22 protein-coding genes are annotated in these 20,933 nt (G+C 46.1%); 7 read left to right on the forward strand and 15 right to left on the reverse strand.

What is annotated here, in order from left to right; all coding sequences use genetic code 11:
• Positions 1-115 precede the first annotated feature (115 nt).
• The gene (locus tag AC0IYG_RS15050; protein ID WP_471711883.1) at positions 116-952 is read right to left on the reverse strand and encodes a helix-turn-helix transcriptional regulator; all 837 of its coding nucleotides are present in this window, start codon (positions 950-952) and stop codon (positions 116-118) included.
• Positions 953-1,113: 161 nt separating this feature from the next.
• Here AC0IYG_RS15050 and AC0IYG_RS15055 point away from each other — a divergent pair, with 161 nt between their 5' ends.
• Together AC0IYG_RS15055 and AC0IYG_RS15060 are read left to right on the forward strand one after the other, a co-directional pair.
• Positions 1,114-1,941, forward strand: a complete 828-nt coding sequence (locus tag AC0IYG_RS15055) for a 3-keto-disaccharide hydrolase (protein WP_471711884.1) — start codon at positions 1,114-1,116, stop codon at positions 1,939-1,941.
• Between the two features lie 34 nt (positions 1,942-1,975).
• Complete coding sequence (locus tag AC0IYG_RS15060; protein ID WP_471711885.1) at positions 1,976-2,377, forward strand: Dabb family protein; 402 nt, start codon at positions 1,976-1,978, stop codon at positions 2,375-2,377.
• 59 nt (positions 2,378-2,436) lie between these two features.
• Here AC0IYG_RS15060 and AC0IYG_RS15065 read toward each other — a convergent pair whose 3' ends face one another.
• The 3 genes from AC0IYG_RS15065 to parS form a co-directional block, all read right to left on the reverse strand.
• The gene (locus AC0IYG_RS15065; RefSeq protein WP_471711886.1) at positions 2,437-2,970 is read right to left on the reverse strand and encodes a YceI family protein; all 534 of its coding nucleotides are present in this window, start codon (positions 2,968-2,970) and stop codon (positions 2,437-2,439) included.
• Positions 2,971-3,150: 180 nt separating this feature from the next.
• Complete coding sequence (locus AC0IYG_RS15070) at positions 3,151-3,609, reverse strand: RES family NAD+ phosphorylase (RefSeq protein ID WP_471711887.1); 459 nt, start codon at positions 3,607-3,609, stop codon at positions 3,151-3,153.
• Positions 3,610-3,646: 37 nt separating this feature from the next.
• A complete protein-coding gene (gene parS / locus AC0IYG_RS15075; protein WP_471711888.1) occupies positions 3,647-4,051 on the reverse strand; it encodes a type II RES/Xre toxin-antitoxin system antitoxin in 405 nt (134 codons plus the stop codon).
• A gap of 243 nt (positions 4,052-4,294) precedes the next feature.
• Here parS and AC0IYG_RS15080 point away from each other — a divergent pair, with 243 nt between their 5' ends.
• The 3 genes from AC0IYG_RS15080 (at position 4,295) to AC0IYG_RS15090 (ending at position 8,943) form a co-directional block, all read left to right on the forward strand.
• The gene (locus tag AC0IYG_RS15080; RefSeq protein WP_471711889.1) at positions 4,295-6,805 is read left to right on the forward strand and encodes a PAS domain-containing sensor histidine kinase; all 2,511 of its coding nucleotides are present in this window, start codon (positions 4,295-4,297) and stop codon (positions 6,803-6,805) included.
• 169 nt (positions 6,806-6,974) lie between these two features.
• Positions 6,975-7,715 (forward strand): alpha/beta fold hydrolase, encoded by a 741-nt coding sequence (locus AC0IYG_RS15085; RefSeq protein ID WP_471711890.1) that lies wholly within the window; start codon positions 6,975-6,977, stop codon positions 7,713-7,715.
• A gap of 10 nt (positions 7,716-7,725) precedes the next feature.
• Positions 7,726-8,943 carry a PAS domain-containing sensor histidine kinase gene (locus AC0IYG_RS15090; protein WP_471711891.1) on the forward strand — a complete coding sequence of 406 codons (1,218 nt, stop codon included), beginning with the start codon at positions 7,726-7,728 and terminating at the stop codon, positions 8,941-8,943.
• Positions 8,944-8,951: 8 nt separating this feature from the next.
• Here the strand turns inward: AC0IYG_RS15090 and AC0IYG_RS15095 are convergent, their stop codons facing one another.
• Positions 8,952-10,298 (reverse strand): alkaline phosphatase family protein, encoded by a 1,347-nt coding sequence (locus tag AC0IYG_RS15095; RefSeq protein WP_471711892.1) that lies wholly within the window; start codon positions 10,296-10,298, stop codon positions 8,952-8,954.
• A gap of 301 nt (positions 10,299-10,599) precedes the next feature.
• On the opposite strand from AC0IYG_RS15095, the gene AC0IYG_RS15100 reads away from it, so the two are divergent.
• Together AC0IYG_RS15100 and AC0IYG_RS15105 are read left to right on the forward strand one after the other, a co-directional pair.
• On the forward strand, positions 10,600-10,872 hold the full coding sequence (locus tag AC0IYG_RS15100) for a hypothetical protein (protein ID WP_471711893.1): 273 nt from the start codon (positions 10,600-10,602) through the stop codon (positions 10,870-10,872).
• Between the two features lie 43 nt (positions 10,873-10,915).
• Positions 10,916-11,737 carry an alkaline phosphatase family protein gene (locus tag AC0IYG_RS15105; protein WP_471711894.1) on the forward strand — a complete coding sequence of 274 codons (822 nt, stop codon included), beginning with the start codon at positions 10,916-10,918 and terminating at the stop codon, positions 11,735-11,737.
• Here the strand turns inward: AC0IYG_RS15105 and AC0IYG_RS15110 are convergent.
• The 10 genes from AC0IYG_RS15110 to AC0IYG_RS15155 form a co-directional block, all read right to left on the reverse strand.
• A complete protein-coding gene (locus tag AC0IYG_RS15110; protein WP_471711895.1) occupies positions 11,734-12,624 on the reverse strand; it encodes a helix-turn-helix domain-containing protein in 891 nt (296 codons plus the stop codon). The two genes, AC0IYG_RS15105 and AC0IYG_RS15110, sit on opposite strands and share 4 nt — an antisense overlap.
• An 82-nt stretch (positions 12,625-12,706) precedes the next feature.
• Positions 12,707-13,525 (reverse strand): SDR family NAD(P)-dependent oxidoreductase, encoded by an 819-nt coding sequence (locus AC0IYG_RS15115; protein WP_471711896.1) that lies wholly within the window; start codon positions 13,523-13,525, stop codon positions 12,707-12,709.
• Between the two features lie 130 nt (positions 13,526-13,655).
• Positions 13,656-14,258, reverse strand: a complete 603-nt coding sequence (locus AC0IYG_RS15120) for a pyridoxamine 5'-phosphate oxidase family protein (RefSeq protein ID WP_471711897.1) — start codon at positions 14,256-14,258, stop codon at positions 13,656-13,658.
• Between the two features lie 38 nt (positions 14,259-14,296).
• Positions 14,297-15,280, reverse strand: a complete 984-nt coding sequence (locus AC0IYG_RS15125; RefSeq protein WP_471711898.1) for a type I glyceraldehyde-3-phosphate dehydrogenase — start codon at positions 15,278-15,280, stop codon at positions 14,297-14,299.
• A gap of 71 nt (positions 15,281-15,351) precedes the next feature.
• Entirely contained in the window at positions 15,352-16,236 is an 885-nt protein-coding gene (locus tag AC0IYG_RS15130; RefSeq protein ID WP_471711899.1) for a helix-turn-helix domain-containing protein, read from the reverse strand.
• 107 nt (positions 16,237-16,343) lie between these two features.
• Positions 16,344-17,591: a hypothetical protein gene (locus AC0IYG_RS15135; protein ID WP_471711900.1), complete on the reverse strand. Its 1,248-nt coding sequence runs from the start codon at positions 17,589-17,591 to the stop codon at positions 16,344-16,346.
• Between the two features lie 21 nt (positions 17,592-17,612).
• Positions 17,613-18,866 (reverse strand): hypothetical protein, encoded by a 1,254-nt coding sequence (locus tag AC0IYG_RS15140; RefSeq protein ID WP_471711901.1) that lies wholly within the window; start codon positions 18,864-18,866, stop codon positions 17,613-17,615.
• A gap of 21 nt (positions 18,867-18,887) precedes the next feature.
• On the reverse strand, positions 18,888-19,772 hold the full coding sequence (locus AC0IYG_RS15145; RefSeq protein ID WP_471711902.1) for a hypothetical protein: 885 nt from the start codon (positions 19,770-19,772) through the stop codon (positions 18,888-18,890).
• 3 nt (positions 19,773-19,775) lie between these two features.
• Entirely contained in the window at positions 19,776-20,348 is a 573-nt protein-coding gene (locus AC0IYG_RS15150) for a hypothetical protein (protein WP_471711903.1), read from the reverse strand.
• A gap of 8 nt (positions 20,349-20,356) precedes the next feature.
• The gene (locus AC0IYG_RS15155; protein WP_471711904.1) at positions 20,357-20,866 is read right to left on the reverse strand and encodes an RNA polymerase sigma factor; all 510 of its coding nucleotides are present in this window, start codon (positions 20,864-20,866) and stop codon (positions 20,357-20,359) included.
• Between the last annotated feature and the right edge of the window lie 67 nt (positions 20,867-20,933).

Consider the following 20,933-nt stretch of genomic DNA (forward strand, 5'->3'; position numbering starts at 1 on the left):
GTGCCTTTATTTAACCAACTTTTAATCAAGGATATAGCGAAGATGTCCTGTCAATTTCTGTTCGAAAACGGACGTTTGTGATACAAGCGTACACCTCGAAAAAGTCCGGGAAATGTCAAGCCCGGGACCTGAACAAAATGGGTGAGGTTCCTGTGTATTTTTTGAACTGCTTACAAAGATGGCTTTCGTCCGTATAACCAAACTCGTGCGCAATGTCGCTCAGCGGCAGCTGGCTGTAAAGCAATCGCGCTTCGATGAGCTTGATCTTGTGTTTGATAATATATTGTTTGACAGATTCCCCGGTGTGTTTTTTGAAAAAAATGCTGACATAGGCAGGGGAATAATGGAATGTTTCAGCCAAATGTTCGATAGTAAGAACTTCCGGCTGATAAATGTGTCGACGGATATGCATCAGAATGGCCTCAATTGAATCCTTCAAAACGGGTCTGCTTTGCGTTTGGCTAAACAAGCTGCGCGCCAGAATAATGAGCATGCTGCGCATCAGACTATCCCGGATAATTTCGAAATACTGCGCCTGATCATTGGCCGATTCTGCTTCCAAGACATGCAGCAAATGGTGCAGTTTTTCTTTTTCCTGCTTATCCGTCACGATGGAACCCCTGCTTTGCGAAGATGTGTTCAGCAGTCCGCGGATAATGGGTTGCCACGGATGTTCCTTATCGCCGGGCAGCTGCTTGTGGATCGATTCGTTGAAGCGCACGAAACTGAATTCGGTCTGTTCGTGAATGTCGAAATGATGGAAGTCCTCGGGTCCCAAAAGAAACACGTCGCCTTCCGCATATTCAAAGGCGTTACCATTAATGCGATGGATGCCATTTCCTTTCAGTATAAAAATAATTTCGAAATACGTGTGCTTATGAACCGAGTGCACCCAGGTGACGGCTTCGAAATGATAAATGCTAAACGGCGTATGGAGAATGTATCGTTTCATAGGATTATCAAGATTGTCATAAACCTACCAATTAAGAATGGATTTTTACAATAGGGCTGGCAAAGCGTTCTCTAAATTTGCTTTCGTATAATCAGTTACACGGCAAACACAGTCACCAATATGAGACGAACTTTTATCTTATTATCAGGAATAGCATTCATATGCTCCCTTTTTCGATGCGTAAAGCCGATGAGTGGACGCCACTCCTCGACAAAGAGCTCAGCCAATGGGAAAATTATCTCAGCTATGCACACAAACCGGGATACAATGGAAAAATACCAACTGACAAATCGGGTACGCCCATTGCGCCCATTGGATATAATAAGGATAACGGGAAAGTGTTTTCGTTATTAAATCAGTCCGGCGCGCCGGTGCTGCGTGTCAGCGGAGAAACATACGGCTGCCTGTTTACACGCAAGAGTTACAAGAATTATCACCTCAAACTGCAAGTAAAATGGGGAGAAAAAAAGTATGACCCGCGGCAGGACAAGCTTCGAGATTCGGGCGTGTTATATCATTCCAATGGCGAAGCCGGTGCCGAATACTGGCGCTCATGGATGCTTTCGCAAGAATTTCAGATTATGGAAGGGCATATGGGCGATTTTTGGTGCCAGGCCAATTCCGCGATCGATATCCGCTCTTTCCAATCAGAGGGTGTGATGAACCGCGTTGCCGACCATAAACAGCCTTTTGGCACATTCAAAACTGGCTCGGATTACTATTGCATGCGTTCAGCCAATCACGAAAGTCCCGCCGGAGAATGGACAAATCTGGAACTGATCTGCTATGAAGGAAAAAGCCTGCACATTGTAAACGGGCACGTCGTGATGGTGCTGAATAACTCGCGTTACATTACGCCGGAAGGCAAAGAAGTGCCCATGATCAGCGGCAAGATCCAGCTGCAAAGTGAAGCTGCGGAAGTTTTTTATCGTGATATTTTTATCAAAGAATTGAATGCGATGCCGAAGGAATACGCGAGTCTATTTTAATATTTGATCCAACATTAATTTAACCAAATAAAAAATGAAGCAGCAATCAAGAAGAAATTTCGTTAAAAGCACCCTTGCAGCCGGGCTGGTTGGCGGCACATCAGCAGAGTTCGCACCGAAGGACATTTTTATACACCACGTATTTTTTTACCTTAAAAACCCTGGTAATGCTGCTGATAAGGAGAAATTACTGGAGGGGTTGAACAAGCTGGCCAAATGTCCGACGATTAAAATGGTTCACATCGGCACGCCGGCAGGCACAAACCGCGAAGTGATCGAACGCAGCTACGCATATTCATGGCTATGCTTTTTCGACAGCCCGGCAGATGAAGAGGCTTATCAGAAGCATCCGATCCACGATGATTTCCGGAACAATTATGCGCAATTCTGGGAAAAAGTGGTCATATATGATTCCGTAGGGCCAAAAAGAGCTTAATATTATTGCCAATGAACATGAAGTGTGCCGGTTTCCAAGACGGCACACTTCACATTGAATCAAGCCGCTTTTGCGAGCTGAATGTTGGATATAACCTTGATCTTTTCGCCCAGCGCGAGTCCGCCGGTTTCAGTTAATGCATTGAATGTTACATTGAAATCTTTTCGGTCGATGGTTCCTGTTACTTCAAAACCAACTTTGAGATTGCCGTATAAATCTCTTTCCGTTCCTCCGTATTCCGCCTCGAATTCCACCTCCCTCGTGATTCCTTTGATCGTCAGATTACCAACGAGCTTATAAAGATCACCTTTCACTTTTGTAAATGATGTTGATGCAAAAGTGAATTGCGGAAAGGTTTCTGCTTCAAAGAAATCAGCATTCCGCAAATGCTCATCGCGTCCCGGCTGTCCCGTGTCCACGCTTTTCACATCGATCGTAAAATTGATTTCCGCATCTTCAAACCGGTCTTCATCCGCAGCCACAATGCCGCTGAATGATTTGAATGAACCTGTTACAGTTGAAATAACAAGGTGTTTTACTTTGAATTGAACTTCTGAATGCAATGCATCTACGTTCCAAATGGTCTTTGACATCTTCTTAAATTTTATGTTCTAAACTAATTTTCGCTGTCGTGAAGCAGATGATTTGCTTGACACTACAAAGCTAGATACATTCAATATTAAAAAGATAGTAGTATACAAAAGGATAGTGGTATCCTTTTGTATAGTGATCTGTAAGATGGTTGCGATGTTCAGAATGCGCAGCCGTAACGCTTAGCTAATGTGCCACAGGCGCGGATCTATAAGGAAAGGCTCGATGTTTAAAACTTCAATGTCAGCGTAATCTTTGTGCATTGGATGAAGCAACACATTATATGATGCAGCCACAACCGCTGACGGCACTTTGAGCGCCATTGGATCCGGATTATTAAGCCAATTTTTTAGCGATTGATAATTGTCTTGATAGTAAGCAGGATTGCGCCAGTTGGGAGACAGATTTTCGACGATTTCCGGGAATGTTGGTAAATCGAGTGTGATCAGGAATAACCTGGGAAGGTCAGCGTAGGAAAGTGCGGGCAAGTGCACCAACTGTTCGAGCAGCGCAAGTTCAGGACTTGTCGACGTGTAAAGAATGCCTTTTCCAGGCGGATTCCATCTGCCGCCATAACGCCTGGCTCCTTCTGTGGAAAGTGGCGTGTCAATAAATCGCTCCTTAACCAGGCGATAAACCATAGTAGGATGGGCATTGGCTAAATTTACTACGATATTTTCAGGCATAAATGCCGTGCTCAATTCGCCCTAAAACAGTGTGCACCATGCCGAAGCCTGTTGTCGTGTCAAGCAGTGCGAGGGGAGGTTGCTGACGAAGCTCTGATAACGGGATTCTCAGCCATCTACCCAACACGTCGGCTCTGTCATCAAAAACATCCAAACCATGACTGAGAAGCTGTTCGAGTAACAAAAGCCTTTCAGAAGAATTATTGTCCAAAAGCGCATCAGGCCGTATCCTGTGCAAGGTGCGTTCGGAAAGATTAAGGATTGGGGCCAGTTCTTTGTCCGTCAACCCAAACCGCTGAGCAATCTCATCGGCCTTTCCTCTTTGCACTCCCGAACGAACTTGCTGAATCACTTCAAAGCTGCCACGGGAAAAGTCACTTTCAAAAACTGAGTCCATATTGTTACATTATGGCATAAATATAACTGCCATTTGTCAGTTTTCCAAATCTTCGCCTAAGATTAGAATGGTGGCTCGTCAATGTTCCCAAGAATGAAATGTTAAATGCATAATAGCAGGAAATTGTAACATTGTCACCAAGATTTAACTAAATCATTTGCTGTGATCAGCCGAAGGAACAATTTTTTAGTATTTTCCAGCGGTTAATTACGCTAACGATAACACAACAACCACCGATTACTAATGAATGGCGACCCACAGCCGCGACATTTTGCACGCACGCTCAATCAGCGACTCGACATCGATTTTGCCTTAGAGGCTGCCGGACTCGGCGTCTGGGAACTTGATCCTGTTACCAATGAGGTTTTTTGGGACGAAAAGTGCCGCCAGCTTTTTGGGATGACGACCGACAGCAAGCTGACATACATTGAAGTAATACAAAACATTCATCCCCAAGACATTACCCGCGTTAGCGAAGCCGTTCAATCTGCTCTCAGGCAAGACTCAAATGGGTTTTACGACCAGACTTTCCGGGTAACCGGAGTCGATGACGAACTTTTACGATGGTTGCGATTCTACGGACGCGCTTATTTCAATGATGCCGGTGAGGTTTATCGCTTTGGCGGTGTGGCGCAGGATGTTTCTGAAACCGTGAAGGCGCAGGAGCAGCTTGTTAAAAAGAGCGAGGCACTGCTGGAAAGTGAAACCCGCATCAAAAATATTATCCAGCAAATACCCAGTGCGATCCTGGTCGTGCGTGGCGGTGAGTATGTTGTTGAACAGATCAATCCGCCGATGATGGAACTGATAGGACGCGGTCCCGAGGTTGTTGACCGCCCTTTTCTGTCGTTTATGCCTGAGCTGGAAGGTGAATTTGCCTGGCAGCAAGTGAAGCGTGCTTATGAAGAAGGCGCACATTATGACGGAAAAGAAATATTGGTAACCCATAGCAGGGCAGAGGTTATTAATCAGCATTATTATAACCTGGCTTACAGGCCGTTATGGGAAGGCGGCATTATTACAGGCGTAATTCAGGCGGCGACGGATGTGACCGATCTCGTGCTTGCGCGTAAAAAGCTGGAAGAAACAGAAACAAAATTGCGAGGGATAATCGCTGCTGCACCGGCGGGGATCGGTCTTTTTATCGGACGTGACCTCGTCATTGACAGCGCGAATCAGACTTTTATAGACATTGTTGGAAAAGGGCCTGGTGTGGAAGGACTGCCGCTTCGCGAAGCCATGCCTGAACTTATCTCGGAAGGGCAGCCGTTTTTGAAGATCCTCGACGATGTTTTTGCCACAGGCATCCCCTTCATTTCACCCGCGTCACTGGTCAAGATCGTCCAGAATGGCGTTTTGAATGATAATTATTACAACATTTCTTACACGCCGCTGCGCAACACTTCCGGGGAAATTTACGGCATACTGGACATTGCAATCGATGTCACCGAGCAAGTCCGGTTTCAGGAGGCATTAGCGGAAAAAGAATCCACTTTGAGGGGCGCAATTGAGATTGCAGACATGGGGATCTGGGAATTGAACATGAAAACGGGCAGGACCATTTATTCTCAGCGGCTCAAAAAACTGTTCGAGTTTAAGGATGATTACATTGACCTGGAAAATCTGTACAACCCAATTCACGAAAACGACCGGGAAAGACTGCAAGCGGCCGTCGCGAGGGCAGCTTCACCCGAAACCGCGTTCCTGGACGAAGACTACACGATTGTAACACAGGTAACAGGCAAGCACAGGGTTGTGCGAGCGCAGGCAAAAATGTATTTTGATAAAGACGGCCGGCCCGACAAGTTGGTGGGCAGCATGCGCGATCTGACGGAGCAGCGGCAGACACAATGGGCTTTGGAGCAGCTCGTGCACGAACGAACACAGGAGCTGGAAGCCGCCAACGAAGAGCTGGCTGCTATGAATGAAGAACTGGCGTCCACCAACGAAGAGCTCGCTGCTGGCAATGACGAATATGCAGCGATCAACGAACGGATGGAGGAAGCGAACATTAACCTGATCCGCTCGAATAACAACCTGGAAACATTTGCATACGTGGCGTCGCACGACTTGCAGGAACCGTTGAGGAAAATTCAGCAGTTCAGCAGCTTGCTGATGACGCGCTATGGCGATTCCCTTGGCGACGGCTCACATTATGTGCAGCGCATGCAGGCAGCAGCCGGTCGCATGTCGACGCTAATTGATGATCTGCTTGATTTTTCGAGAATTTCCACGCATCAGGATGTTAATAAGGCCGTTCCGCTGCAAGATGTGATCAATCAGGTGCTGTCGACATTGGAACTGACGATTGAAGAAACAGGTGCGCAGATCAGGGTGGAGGCATTGCCCGTTGTGATCGGCGATGCACCTCAACTTACGCAGCTTTTCCAAAACTTGCTTTCCAATGCCATCAAATTCAGTCGGGTAGATAAATTCGGTGCGCCAGCCGTGCCATTCATTCGGATCCGCAGTGAGAAGTTTGCAATGGTGGAATTGCCTGCGAATGTGAAGCCGGTCCGTTCCGCGCTGGCTTATCATTGCATTTCCATTTCCGATAATGGGGTTGGTTTTGATGAAAAATATCTGGACCGCATTTTCCAGCTTTTTCAGCGGCTGCACGGACGCACGGAATTTGCAGGAACAGGCATCGGGCTCGCCATTAGTGAAAGGGTTGTGATCAACCATGGCGGTGCAATCACAGCCATCAGCAGTCCTGGGAAAGGGGCGACTTTCAAGGTTTATTTACCGATTTGATCCTGTTTGAATTAAAAGGGGATTAACTTGTAAGCGCCGGAAAGCCACAACATTAAAAAGATATTTTTTAAGGCGAAATTGCCTTTCTTTCAAGTATAAATAGCATTCTGCCCTTATGGACGTTTTCAGGCGAAATAATATTCAAGTCTTTGGCCAGGGATTACAACCGATGATTTTTGCTCACGGTTTTGGCTGCGGACAGCAAATGTGGCGTTACATCTGGCCCGCATTTGAAAACGACTACAAAATCGTTTTGTTCGATTACGTCGGAAGCGGCAGCTCAGATATTGCGTCCTATAACCAGGAGCGTTACAGCAGTTTAAACGGTTATGCGCAGGATATTCTGGACATTTGTCATACATTGAATTTGAAGGACTGCATTTTCGTAGGACATTCTGTAAGCTGCATGGTTGGCTTGCTGGCGTCCATCAAAGAACCGGATCTTTTTCAAAGTCTGATCCTGGTCGGGCCGTCTCCTCGCTATATTGATGACCACGAATATATTGGAGGTTTCCAGCAAGCCGATATTGATGAGCTGCTGGTCACTATGGAGAAAAATTACATTGGCTGGGCCAATTTCCTCGCACCAGCGATGATGAAAAATGATGATCGTCCCGAGTTGAGCGAAGAGCTAACCGAAAGCTTTTGTTCCACCGATCCGGTCATCGCCAAGCAGTTTGCTGAAGTTACTTTCTTGTCTGACAACAGGCGTGATCTGGGAAAAGTACGGCATCCAGCTTTGATCTTGCAATGTTCCGAAGATATCATTGCGCCGGTGGAGGTTGGCGAATTTTTGCATAATCAAATGAATGGAAGCAGTTACAGGCTCATGGAGGCCACGGGGCACTGCCCGCATCTGAGCGCTCCGCAAGAGACCGTTGCCTTTATGAAGGAATTCCTGGAATCTTAACCATTCGCTGTTGGAACAAGCTGAAAAAATACTGCAGGACTTACCCGTTGGCTTCGTCATTTTCAACGAAGCCGGCACCATTACATTTATTAATCAAACATTGTGCTCCGCGCTTGGCTGCGAGCCGGACCACATGCAGGGCAAAAACGTGGAAGTGGCGATGACCATATCTAGCCGTATTTTCCATCAAACACACTTTCTGCCATTACTCAGACTGCGGGGAGAGGTTACCGAAATATTTTTGACATTAAAGACGCAGCGTGGCAGTCCGATCCCGGTAATGGCCAATGCTAAATCAATGCTTTACAATGAGGAGCCATGTTATGGCTGCGCATTTACGCCCGTTTGGGAGCGCCAGAAATATGAGGAGCAGCTTCGGGAAATCAACCGTTCGCAACAAAAAGCATTGGCAGAAAATGCAGTGTTGAACAAGCTTAAAGATGAGCTTGAATTAAATCAGTTTGAACTGGACCGAAAAATATCCATTCTCAGGGAACGGAGCGACGAATATTTGCAAATGGGAAAAGTGCTGATGCACGATTTGCAGGAGCCGATCCGTAAGATCAGCCTTTTCTTTGACACTTTTTTAAGAAAAACACAGATTCCGCAGGACGCGGACGAATATGATCATCTGGCCGTAATCAAGCGATCCATTGTGCGTTTGCGGTTTCTGATGGCTTCATTGCTAGACTTTGTGCAAGTGAGCAATGTGGATGATCCGATAACGCTGCTCAAACCGGAAGAACTCATTTTACAGGCACGCGAACAGCTGATCAGCAAAGAAGGTAACATTGATTTTGATCTCGAAATTGGTCATATGCCAGATTTCGAAGGACGGGCAAGACAGATCAAACGGGTGTTTTACGAGATCTTGTGCAATGCCGTCAACAACAAGTCTCCCGACCGCAAATTACTCGTTCAGGTGAACGCTGTTGTCACGGAGGAAAATGCCTTTCAAAATCATTTGGCAAAGTTTAAATACACTGACCATATCAAGATCAACTTCACCGACAATGGCATCGGATTTGACGAAAAGTACAAGGATTATGTCTTTGGACTTTTGAACAAACTCGATGCCAATGCGAAGGGGCCGGGTCTCGGGCTCGCTTTATCGAAGCAAATTATTTCTCACCATTACGGCGCCATTAAGGCCAAATCCATTATCGGGCAGGGAACGACAATCGTTATATTATTGCCTCTTGAACAGATTCCGGACGACCAGATCTAGCAATTACGTTACTTAGCAAGTAAGCCCGGGTAAAGCGTTCCGTCAGCCGATGGAAATTCGATATTGAGCAATTTCGCGATTAGTGGCGCAATGTCTTGCAAGCCCATTTCAGGAATAACCGTGCCTTGCTTAATGCCTTTTCCAAATGCTACGAAACCTGTCTGGATCTCCTTTGAATCGGGAAAAAATCCGTGTGTGCCACCGCTTGCTGGTCTGATCAAATCACCTGTTGCTGCGCTGCTGAATGTAAAACCCTGCTTCGGAGCGAGTGCGAGCGCGGCATTCGGATCGGCGCCTACTGCGCCGAGTGCAGCACGATCTTTAATATCAAACATTGCTTTTTGCGCGGGAGTCAGTTTGTCAAGGACCTGCTTTACGGCCTGCAAAGTTTTGGTGTCTTTTGGATCTTTCAAATGCAGGAATGAAGATCCGGCCGATGCGTGGAAATAAGCCTTCCAGTTTTCCTTGTTATTCGGATCATAAAGACCTGCTTGTGCCAGCAGAATGTTCGGCGCAATGGACGAATGAATGTCTACAAAACCGTGATCACCAACGACTATGAATGTTGTTTTATCTTTAAGTCCCGCTTTTTCAACGGCTTCCATAATGGATTTGATTGCCCGGTCAGCACTGGAAAGCGCTGCACGGACTTTGTCACCGTCCCGGCCTTCTTCATGCTCAAAATGGTCGACCGCAACCAAATGCAGCGCCAGGAATGATGGCTTGTATTTGCGGATAATGTATCCGCTTGTGCGAGCGAGGTTATCGTCAATGCCCAGGTAATCTCCGTCAAAATCAATCTCTTCCAGCTTGCCGATTGCATTGTCTTGCACTTCTTCAAAAAAGCCTTTTGGAAAAGAATTGTCGGATAATGCATGCATCATATCGCGCTTTTCACCCTTGGTTTTTGGTAAATACCAGTATTCAGGAATGTTATAATCAGCAGGACCGCCCAGCGAAACGGGCCAGAAAACGGAAGCAGTTTTTAAACCTTTTTCTTTGGCTGCACTAAAAATTGTTGGCACTTTAATCGTCTTGTAATCCCAGATCCATTTGCCTGTAACTTCCAGAGGTTCAGGAGGTGTGTTGTAATAAACGCCGTGTTTGATTGGTTTCACGCCCGTAACCATAGTCGTGTGAGAAGGGTAGGTTACCGTCGGAAAAACGCCGGTAACACCGTCCGCGGATGAGCCTGTTTTCATGGCCTGCCGCAGGTTCACCATTGACCAGCTCGGATCTTTATAAAACTCAGGACGCAGTCCGTCAATGCTGATGAGGATGACATGGGAATCCTGGGCGAATAATGTGCCCAGTGACAAAAAAGAGAAAGTGAAAATGCTGATTAATTTCTTCATCTAAAATTTTGGTTCAATCGGACAAAAGCCAATTACGGCCGCAAAAGTAGTTTCGTTGTGTTACGTTAAGGGCAAGGAAATGTTACCAAAATGTGAAATTTGAGAGATTTGGCGGGGAAATCATAAACTGCATTACTTTTGCTGGCACAAGACGAATTTGAAATAAAACAGATAAACCCGATGTCCTCCAAACGATTGTTTTTTCCTCCACGTTGCTCTCTTATTAGTTAGCCCGGCTTTCGCGCAGAACGGTAAAAATAAATCACTTTTTGTAATCGTCGATGGCATTTCCTATGAGCAATTGAAAAAGGTTGCAACGCCAAATCTGGATGCAATTGCGAAAGTGGGCGGCATGACGCGCGCTTATGTAGGCGGGGAAAAAAGCACTTATTCACAAACCCCGACCATTTCAGCAGTGGGTTACAACAGCCTGCTCACGGGCACCTGGGTGAATAAGCACAATGTTTGGGATAATGACATTAAGGCGCCGAATTATCATTATTATACGATTTTCCGTTTGTTTCGGGAGGCGTATCCTGCCAAAAAAAACGGCTATATATTCAACCTGGCTTGATAACCGCACGAAGCTGATCGGAACTGGCTTGCCGCAGACCGGGATGATGAAAACAGATTATTTTTTCGACGGATTTGAGCTGGACACCATTAATTTTCCCCACGATAAAAATGCAGAATACATCAGCAAAATCGACGGGAAAGTGGTGGACGAAGCCGCAATGCACATCAAGAACGAAGCGCCCGATCTTTCATGGGTTTATCTGGAATTTACGGATGATATGGGCCATCGCTATGGCAACAGCGAGCAGTTTTTTAATGCGGTGAAAAGAATGGATACGCAAATGGGCCAGCTTTGGGCGGCGATCAGAGACAGACAGGATAAGCATGGAGAAAACTGGCAGATATTTATCACAACAGACCACGGCCGTGCAGAACCGGCGGGTAAGAACCACGGCGGTCAGTCGGATGCCGAACGCAGCACCTGGATTGTTACCAATGCGAAAGACCTGAACTCTTATTTCACCAAATCGGCTCAGAACAAAAAGATTCCTGCGATCGTGGACATTATGCCGACCATGGCGCGGCACTTGGACCTCAAAATCCCGAAAGAGCAGCTTTTTGAATTGGACGGCATTCCACTCACCGGCAAAGTTTCTGTCACAGATCTTGTCGTAAATAAAGAGGCAAACAACATTAACCTAAGCTGGACGCCGCAGGAAAAAGAAGGTGAAGTGAAAATCTGGCTCGCTGTTACGAACAAGTTTGAAACCGGCGGAAGTGACCTTTACATGCTGATGAAACAACTCCCGGTTGCGGATGGAAAAGCCACATTAGACGTCAGCAAGCTTCCAAAAGGATTTTATAAGATCGTTTTGGAAGGAAAATACAATGCAGTGAACCGCTGGATCGTGGAGAAGGATTAATTCAGGCTTTGCTTTTTGAACAAAACAGGCGTTAGGCCTACTTCTTTTTTGAACAAACGTGAGAAGTAGGACAAATTCTCAAAGCCTAATGCATAAGCAATTTCCGAAACCGTGCTGTCCTCTGATCTGAGGCGGTTTTTGGCTTCCGATATCAGGTAAATGTGAATGTGTTCGAGTGCGGTTTTCCCGCTTTCCTGTTTTAAAACATCACTTAAATAGCCCGCTGAAATGGCCAGCTTCTCAGCCATATAATGAACGGAAGGCAGCCCTTTGACCGTGAGAAATCCGCTGGAAACGTATTTGTCCATCTCCTCCAAAAACCGGCTTACGGTTTTGCCCGAGATTTCAGAACGGTTGATAAATTGCCGTTTATAGAACCTCTGCGCATATTTCAGCAAGGTTTCAACATTCGCCAGAATAATCTCGCGACTGAATTCGTCCACGTTATTTTGATATTCAGTTTCAATTTTGCGGTATAAATCCCAGACCGTCAATTCCTCTTTCGGGGAAACGTGCAAGGCCTCGTTGGTCTCGTAATCGAAATAATGATATTTCTTGATTTCGTTGTGCAGCGGGTGGCCATTCAGGAAATCTTCATGGATGAACATCAGAAATCCGTCTTCATCGAGATGAAGGTTTTTCATTTCAATGATCTGACGCGGTTTTACAAAAAGCATCGAACCGCGGTCGTGATCGTATTTGGTGCGGCCGTAAAGGATGACGCCGGACTTCAACTTTTTGAAGCCGATCATATAAAAGTCAGTCGTGAACTCTTCCGCTCCGATCGAGCACTGGCCATTGCATTGATAAATGCTGAACAGCGGATTTTCAGTTGGCGGAAAACCGTTATCACGGTGCAAGTCACTCAGGTTTTTGTAATGTTTCATCTTTGAACGCTTTATCATATGTGTAACACAATCCGCCCGAATTGGTTTGCAGATTGTGTTACCATTTTTAGCTTTTAGTTGATCAATGTCCGTGTGCCTCGGCAGAAACTTCCTTCCAGGCCTCAAATTCAGCTAATCTTTCGCTGTAAACTTGTTTTACACCCGGATAAGCGACTTTTCCAAGCAAAAAGTGAAGCGGAGGATTTTCAGAATCGATCAGTTGCAAAACCGCGTCCGTGGTCGCTTCTGGCTTGCCCCAGCTGTCCGGCGCATTGCCTTCTGAGAATGCTTTTTTCAGTGGTGCGTATGCTTCCAGTGGTTCAGTCTGCGCGGCCGACGCGCCCGACCAGTCTGTTGAAAAGCCATTTGGTTCGATCAAGCTCACTTTAATGCCGAAGTCTTTAACTTCGCTTGCAAGCGTTTCGCTCAAACCGTTCACTGCATATTTTGATGCATTGTAAATTCCAAGAACCGGAAGTGTTACCAAGCCAAGGAAGCTCGAAACCTGGATAATGTGACCGCTCCGCTGCTCGCGCATAATCGGAGTAACCGCCTGCGTAATCCATAGCAATCCGAAAAAGTTGGTTTCCATCTGAGCGCGTGCCTGCTGTTCCGTGGTTTCTTCAATGGCACCGAATAGACCGAATCCTGCATTGTTGATCAGGACGTCGATGCGACCGAAATGTGCTTTTACTTTATTTACTGCCGCAAATCCGGCTTCTCTGTCATTTACATCCAGCTGGATCGGGAGAACAGCATCACCATATTTTTCGACAAGGTCGTTCAGATCTTCAATTTTTCTGGCGGTTGCGGCAACTTTATCGCCACGTTCTAAAAGTGCATTTGCCCAAAGTTTACCAAATCCACGAGATGCGCCGGTAATAAGAATTATTTTTGACATGATATTTTGATTTTTAATACACTACAAAGGTATCGCTGCCAGGTGAAGTGCGTTTGACACAAAATCCGGGTTCTTTGACACATTCCGGAGATTTGAAAAAAGCCGAAGCACAAACGGCCCGAACACAGATTCACTTTGCGCGCAACACCGCCAGTTCTTGTTCCAATTGCAAAATGTATGCGTCCTTTGCATCGTTGATTTCGCCTATTTCGGCCAAAGTGTATCTTGGTGTGATGTGTTGCGGGCAGTTCCAGTCGTAGGCTTTGATATGGAACAGCATCATGCGCTCAGGCTTGAATTTGTAATCTTCTGGTTTCAATTGATCAAACAATTCGGGATTATCATGGATTTCCACGATCTCTGCTTCTGCATAAATTTTTAACCGCGCTTTGAGCGGGTAGGAGAGCAGGATCAGCGACACATTCGCGTTTTTGGCAATGTTCCCAACCGAAATATATTGCCTGTTTCCGCTAAAATCCACGATGCCGATGGTTTCTGAATCGATCACTTTAATAAATCCTTTCGGTCCGCCGCGGTGCTGAATGTAAGGAAACCCGTTAGCGCCGTATGAAGCAATGTAAAAGCTGTCCATTTGATTGATAAAGCCTTGTTCAACGGAAGTAATGCCTTCGACGAAGCTCATCTTTTCAACCCTTTCATATGCGCCGCGGCTGCCCATTCTTTCCTGGATCGCCTTAATGCCGTCCGAAAACGCGAGTGCTGAATAATTCATGATGGTAAAAAGTTAAAGGCGGCCGTAGCCGCCTTTGATTATATAGACTGGATTTGTCTGATCATTTGATTGGTAAATCCCCATTCGTTGTCGTACCAGGCCATTACTTTTACCAGATCGCCATCTACAACCCTTGTCATTTCCAGATCCACGGTTGCCGCGAACGGGCTTTTTGCAATGTCGCTGGAAACCAGCGGTTCGTCGGTCACAGCCACCACTTTTTCATAGCGCGGAGTGGCTGCTTCTTCTGTTAATATCTGATTAATTTCTTCAATGCTGGTCGGACGTTCGGCAATGAATGTGATGTCCGAAATGGAGCCGACCGGCACAGGAACCCGCACGGCAATTCCATCAAATTTCCCTGCATATTGAGGCAATGCTTTCGTCGTCGCCACCGCTGCGCCGGTTGCTGCTGGTGCCAGGTTAATCGCAGCCGCACGGCCCATGCGCGGTTCACGTTTGGATGGTGCGTCCACAAGTGTTTGCGAAGCTGTATATGCGTGGGTTGTGTTCAGAATGGCTTTTTTGATGCCAAGTCTACGGCCCAGGATCTCGATAATAGGACTAATGTTGTTGGTTGTACAGCTCGCGCAAGAGAACACAGCCACTTTTCCGTCTTCCGTGTTTACGCCATGAACAACAGTCGGTGTGTCTTTGGTTGGACCAGAAATAACGACAAACTTCGCGCCGGCTGCAATGTGTTTTTCGGCATCCGCCTGATTAGTGAAAATTCCTGTGCTTTCAATGACAACATCTGCTGCGAGTGATTTCCAGGGCAGACTTTCAATGTCACGGATGCTGGTGTATTTGATGGATTTTCCGTCGATCAGCAGCGTGTCGCCTTCAACCTTAATGTCTTTTTCGTATTTGCCGTAATTGCTGTCATATTTGAGCAGATAAGCCGCATTTTCAATGCTCATCAGGTCGTTGACACCAACCAGTTCCAGGTCGTTTGTTTCAAAAATTACTTTGAGGGCGGCGCGTCCGATGCGGCCAAATCCGTTGATTGCTACTTTTTTCATGATGCTATTTTTTGAGTGAGAAACCTGCTTGGTTTCATGTATCAAAGTTGCACCATTATTTGGATTTAACGTTAGACAGCAATTCCTGAATAGTTGTCAATTTTACCTTTTGCGCGGTTTATTTGCCCGAATTTCTCCCGGTAATGCAGAGGGGACATGCCTTCTTTGTTTTTGAAAAAGCGGCTGAAAGTCTGAATGTCGCTGTAACCAAGCTCGTGCGCGATTTCCTTGATGGATAAATTGGAGTAACCGATCTGTCGCCGGGCGTGGATCATAATGCGGTCGTGGATGATCGTTTGCGGGCCGCGGTTGGAAACGATGGCGAAAAGATTGGAAATGGTTTTTGGCGACTTATTAAGCTTTTCGGCATAAAAAGCCACGTCATGATGGGCTGCAAAATGCCTTTCTACAAGATAATTAAACTCCCGGATCACGTCGCTCTGACCCATTTCGAGCTTGTGAAAATTAGTGGACTTACGCAGGATGCGGGCAGAAAGAATGAGCATGCGTTTCAAAATCGCTTGCAGCATGTCTTTTTTCAAAATATCCGACTGACGCATTTCACTGCAAAAGATCTCCCATGAAACCTCAAAATCCCTTACCAGATCCCCTTCCACCGAAACAATGGGAATGCCCGATGCTCCAAAAAACAGAAACCCTTTGCTGCCGACTTCATTATCATGATTTACAATGCAGTAAAAAGGCTGATTAAACCGCACCATTCTGGCAGCTTGCAGGTCAATGCTGTCAATGTGGTGAAATTCTGTTAGAAAAATAATCTGGTTTTGCGAAAGGCTGTAAGGCACTTTGTCAACGGTAATGTCCATTCGCGTCCCGACATTCCAGATAAAAGTCATATCGGTCGCCTGCGTTTCAAAAACCAGATTGTAATTCGTGTGATCGAGCTCGTATATGCCAATGCTCTCATTCAGGTCATTATCAAAGACCATATTCATTCAAGGAGATCAGGTTGCAAAAACAAAGTCTCCAATGTTAACGGTTTCCACGCACATTGCAAAGTTTGGCGATGCTGCGAGTCACTGGTCAATATGCTTCCGAGGTCTTAAAATGTAAAACCAATCGTCATCTTTGAAGAAAGCAACGGAGTAGAATTGCGGGGAGTATAAAAGCTGGACTGATACGATTTTGAATAAAATACAGATGCGTCAATGTATACTTTCCTGAAAAGCCGTTGCTGATATCCCAAAACCAACGGAACATCAAATCCCTTGGTTTTTTCATTCAAATCAGAAGATGCATTGTAATGTTCTTTTATTCTGTGAATGTTGTAGTCTCCTTTCAGGGCAGCATAAAAACCAGAAAAATTACTTCCTGCTTTACCGCGTCTCATCATCCATTTTTGCAAGAAATAGTAACGGAATTCCAAACCGACGCTTGCATTCAAATAGGTCACATGCGTTCTTTCCCGAGCTGCCAGATTGGATAGCATCATGTTTGAATTTGCCTGCAGTGAAAACGGACTATCTGCAAGTTTGAACTCATACGACAAGCCTGCACGAGCTCTCTGGCTCGTTATTCCCAAAGAAATGTCAGGCATTTCTATTTTGAGCTGGCTCTGAATCGACTCATCACAAACGATCACGTCACATACCGGGCTTGTTCGGCTTTTTTTCCAGTCGCCTATTGCGATTCCAAGCGTCGCCTGCGTGCCCAGCACAAAGTTTTTATAATTGAAGGCATCCTGATAATCGAAGAAACCATATCGCTGCGGAACTTCCTTCTGATAGAGACCGAGGGAGAAATCGATAAATCCATTATTGAAAAAACGGCTTTGAAATCCGTAAAGAAATCCAAATCTGGAATCGTTTCTGTCGACCAGGTAACGGCCCCTGAGAACGGACTGTTCGTAAGTAAACCCAACATAAGCGCCGCTGAAATTGTTAGCATTTTGGCCACTTTCGATTCGCTTATTCATATTATAATACCAACGGGCTTTGGCATTTGCCCAGAAATTTATTCGTCTCAAGTCCAGATAGCGCAACTGGTACGCCAATCCAACATTATCGCTGTTCAGCTGCGAATAAACTGACGCTTCAATGGATAGGGATGGAAGAACCTTATATTCATAGCCAAGGCTGATGCCAATGCCCTGAACAAGCGACGCAATTGTGCCTAACTTAAACATTTGCTTTGTGGGCACTTTGGTCATAAACACATTCTCATAACGGTCGATGAAGCGCTGTTTTGTCAGCGTATCAGGCTCCTGCCGGAAGGTAACGGGAATGCTGTCCTGAGCGTAAGCACAGTGGAAAAGAAGTAAAAGGAAAAGCTGAGCGAGGCTCTTTTTCATGACAATAGCATTATAAATGTATTACAACGTCAAACCGATCGTCATTTTTGAAGAAAGGAACGGTCTTGTTGCGCCTATGAACTGGTCACCGGAAATGGCTTGCTTGCGGTAGAAAATGGAGCCGTTGATGTAAAGTCTTTTGAACAACCGCTGCTGATATCCGAGATGCAACTCGCCGCTGGTCGTCTCATAATTGAATTTTCTATTCAACTCCGGCTGATAAACGTATGTGATCTCTCCTCTGTGCACATCATATGCTCCCCGCAACCCGACATATGGACCAGAAAAGTTGCTGCCTGTTTTCCCTCTCCGCATCATATAATTTTGCAGAAAATAATAGCGAAGTTCAAGTGCTGCGCCAGCGCTGAAAAATCTGCTGTGGAAGAAGTTTTGAGTTGTTCTGTTTGCGTAATAGATTTCAGTGCCGCCCTGGATGGAAAGTGGTGTTTTACCAATGCGCCTTTCATACGCCAGTCCTGCCTGCGCCACCTGATCCTTTAAGCCAATTGCGATGTAGGGCACCTCGATCTTAAACTGATCTTGAATGGATTCATCACAGACCAAAACATCGCAGATTGGGTTATTTGTGGTCTTTTTCCAGTCGCCAAATGCAATTCCAATGTTGACCTGCGTCCCCAAAACGAAGTTTTTCGATTTGAAAAATGCCGGATCTTCAAGAAAGTAGGAGTTATTCCCAAGCTTACTCTGGAACAGCCCGACCGAATAATCAATGTATCCCCGATTTAAGAACCGGCTCTGAAAACCATAAAGCAATCCCAGCCGCGCCACGTTTTTGTTTGAGTAAGTGTCTCTCAGCTGCAAAGACTGCTCGTAAGAAAATGCGAAGTAACCTCCACTGAAGTTGTTCGCGCTCAGCCCTTGCCTGATCCGCCGGTTCATATTATAATACCAGCGCGCTTTTGCATTAGCCCAAAGATTAACGCCTTTCCAGTTGAAATGCAGCAGCTCCGTCGCCAGCGCCGTCTTATCCCGATCGAATTGCGTGTAAAGGGAAGCTTCAAAAGACAGAGAAGGGAGAATTTTATATTCATAACCAAAGTTGATTCCATTACCCTGAACCTCAGAAGCGACAGCCGCAACTTTGAACATATGCCGCGTAGGCACTTTGGTCATAAAAACATTTTCGTAACGGTCGATAAACCGTTGTTTCACCAGCGTATCGGACTCCTGGTGGAAGGTTACCGGAACGGAATCCTGAGCGTAAGTGAATTGGAAAAGAAAAAAAAGGAAAAGCGAAGCCAGGCTCTTTTTCATGACAATAGCATTAAATAAATATTATTTGACAGTAACCCCTCCAAACTCCGCCTCAATGCTGACATTGGCCAGCTGGTTTTTGGAAAAAAACGCTTCCTTGAAATCAGACGTGTTGCGCTTCCACTTGAAGCCATTGGGCAGTTTCATAGTCGCATAGGCGCTGTTGATGGTGTAATCGAAGTTCTGCCAGTTTTTGGTCTGCAATGTAATCTCCGCCTTCTTCGATTTAATGCCCAGACTTGTGAGTCCGCTGGCGGGGAAAAGTTCGATATCCCCATAAACCGCATCCACCTTTATGACCCCGGCAATGCTTTGCAGCGACATTTTGGTGTGGTCGCTCTGGAATGTGAAGACGCCGGAGATCTCGTTCGCTTTCAGCTCGCCGAAAGAGGTTTGCATTTGCCCTTTTCCGCTCAAATCGACAAGATAAGTTGTGCAAAAGTCCGCTTTCAGTTGCAGGTTATTGGTCAGTCCTTTTAATGTGATCGTGCCAAAAGAATTTTTCAGATCAACCGCACAAGATGCCGGCAAATGGATCTTATAACGTGCCCTAAGGTTTGAAACGGGCTTGGCTTCGCCTTCTTTGAGCACAATGTAGTTGCGCAGGAAATAGTCTTTTCCGTTACGGTCGGCTATATACTGGACTTTCGAAAGGTCATTCGCGGCGGTGTTTTTCTCAGGATGCCGCGCAGACAATTCCATAATAATAGAAATCTCCGGTTTATCCCAGGTGATCATTTCAATGTCCGCCTTTTCCGCCGTGATATGCAATGTGCGTATGGCCTTCACATTCTTTTCTATCGTCTTGGTGGCAACCTGCAGCACGCCCTGCGCACAGGCCATCGCCGCGGCACTCGCCCAAAGCACGGCCAGGAGCAAAAAATTGAGATAAATATTCCTTTTCATATGCTAGATCATTTTGGCCATTTCGTTCAACACCTGGGCCTTTTGTTGTTCAATGTTTGCATACTGCCGCACGAGTGCGGGTTCTGCGTTGTATTTGCCGATCGCCTGTTGGAGCTGCGCTGCCGCGCTGACAAGTTCTTCATATTCCTGCTGCAGCATTTTGTAATCGCTGCTGCTGCACACCAATGTTTCCGTTTCGCAGTAAGCTTTCAGTTTGGCATATTCCTGATCGATCACCTGATCGGCGCTTGCCTGCAACCGCTGATCCACGGTTTCCTGCGTGAAAGCAATTTGTTTTCCTGATTTTTTACCAATAAACCAGACCCCGGCAACGCCTGCGAGCAACACCACGGCGGCGGCATACTGCCAGTAAAATGCAGCTTTTCTTGCCGTCTGGCCCTTAGCGATCAGGTCCCAGAGCATGGCATCCGGTTCGTATTCGGGCAGTGACTCCACAGCCGATTTCAGCGGCAGATCGTTCAGTTCCTGGTTTAATGATGCCCATATGCCTTCTCCCGGCGAATAATGCGGCAGCTTGGCCAGGGCATCTTTTAATATATGCGGGTTCTTTTCCATTGCAGTTGTTATCTTGGCGAAAGCATGTTTCGCAGCTTTCTTTTCGCGTGAAATAGTTGTGATTTAGAAGTGCCCTCCGTAATGTTGAGCATCACCGCAATCTCCCGGTGCGTGTAACCTTCCACTTCTGCCAGCACAAAAATGGTGCGGAAGCCGTCGGGCAGGGCCAGGACAGCCGTTTCCAGATGTGCCGTGTTGATCTCTACTTCGTTCCAGTCAATGCTTTCACCTGTGTATTCTTCCAGGTCCCTCCAGACCACAATTTTTTTCTTTTTTGTAGATTTCCTGACCACGATCTGCTTAATCCAGGCCCCCAGCGTGGAGTCGCCCCGAAACTGGCTGAGGTGTTTGAAAATGTCCATAAACGAATCCTGCAACACATCATTGGCATCGTCAAAATCTCCCGTTATGCGATAGGCAAGTGTGTACATCGCTTTTTTATAGCGGTCGTACAATTGCCGTTGCGCAATCCGGTCGTTTAAAAGGCATCCTGAAATAAGCTCAGCCTCTGAGGTCATACAATGTTTTTTAGTGCATTCGAATCAAAGAGGCCGCAAGAAAGGCAAAAGGTTGTACGGCTTTATA

This window comes from Dyadobacter sp. AC419 (assembly GCF_979253085.1).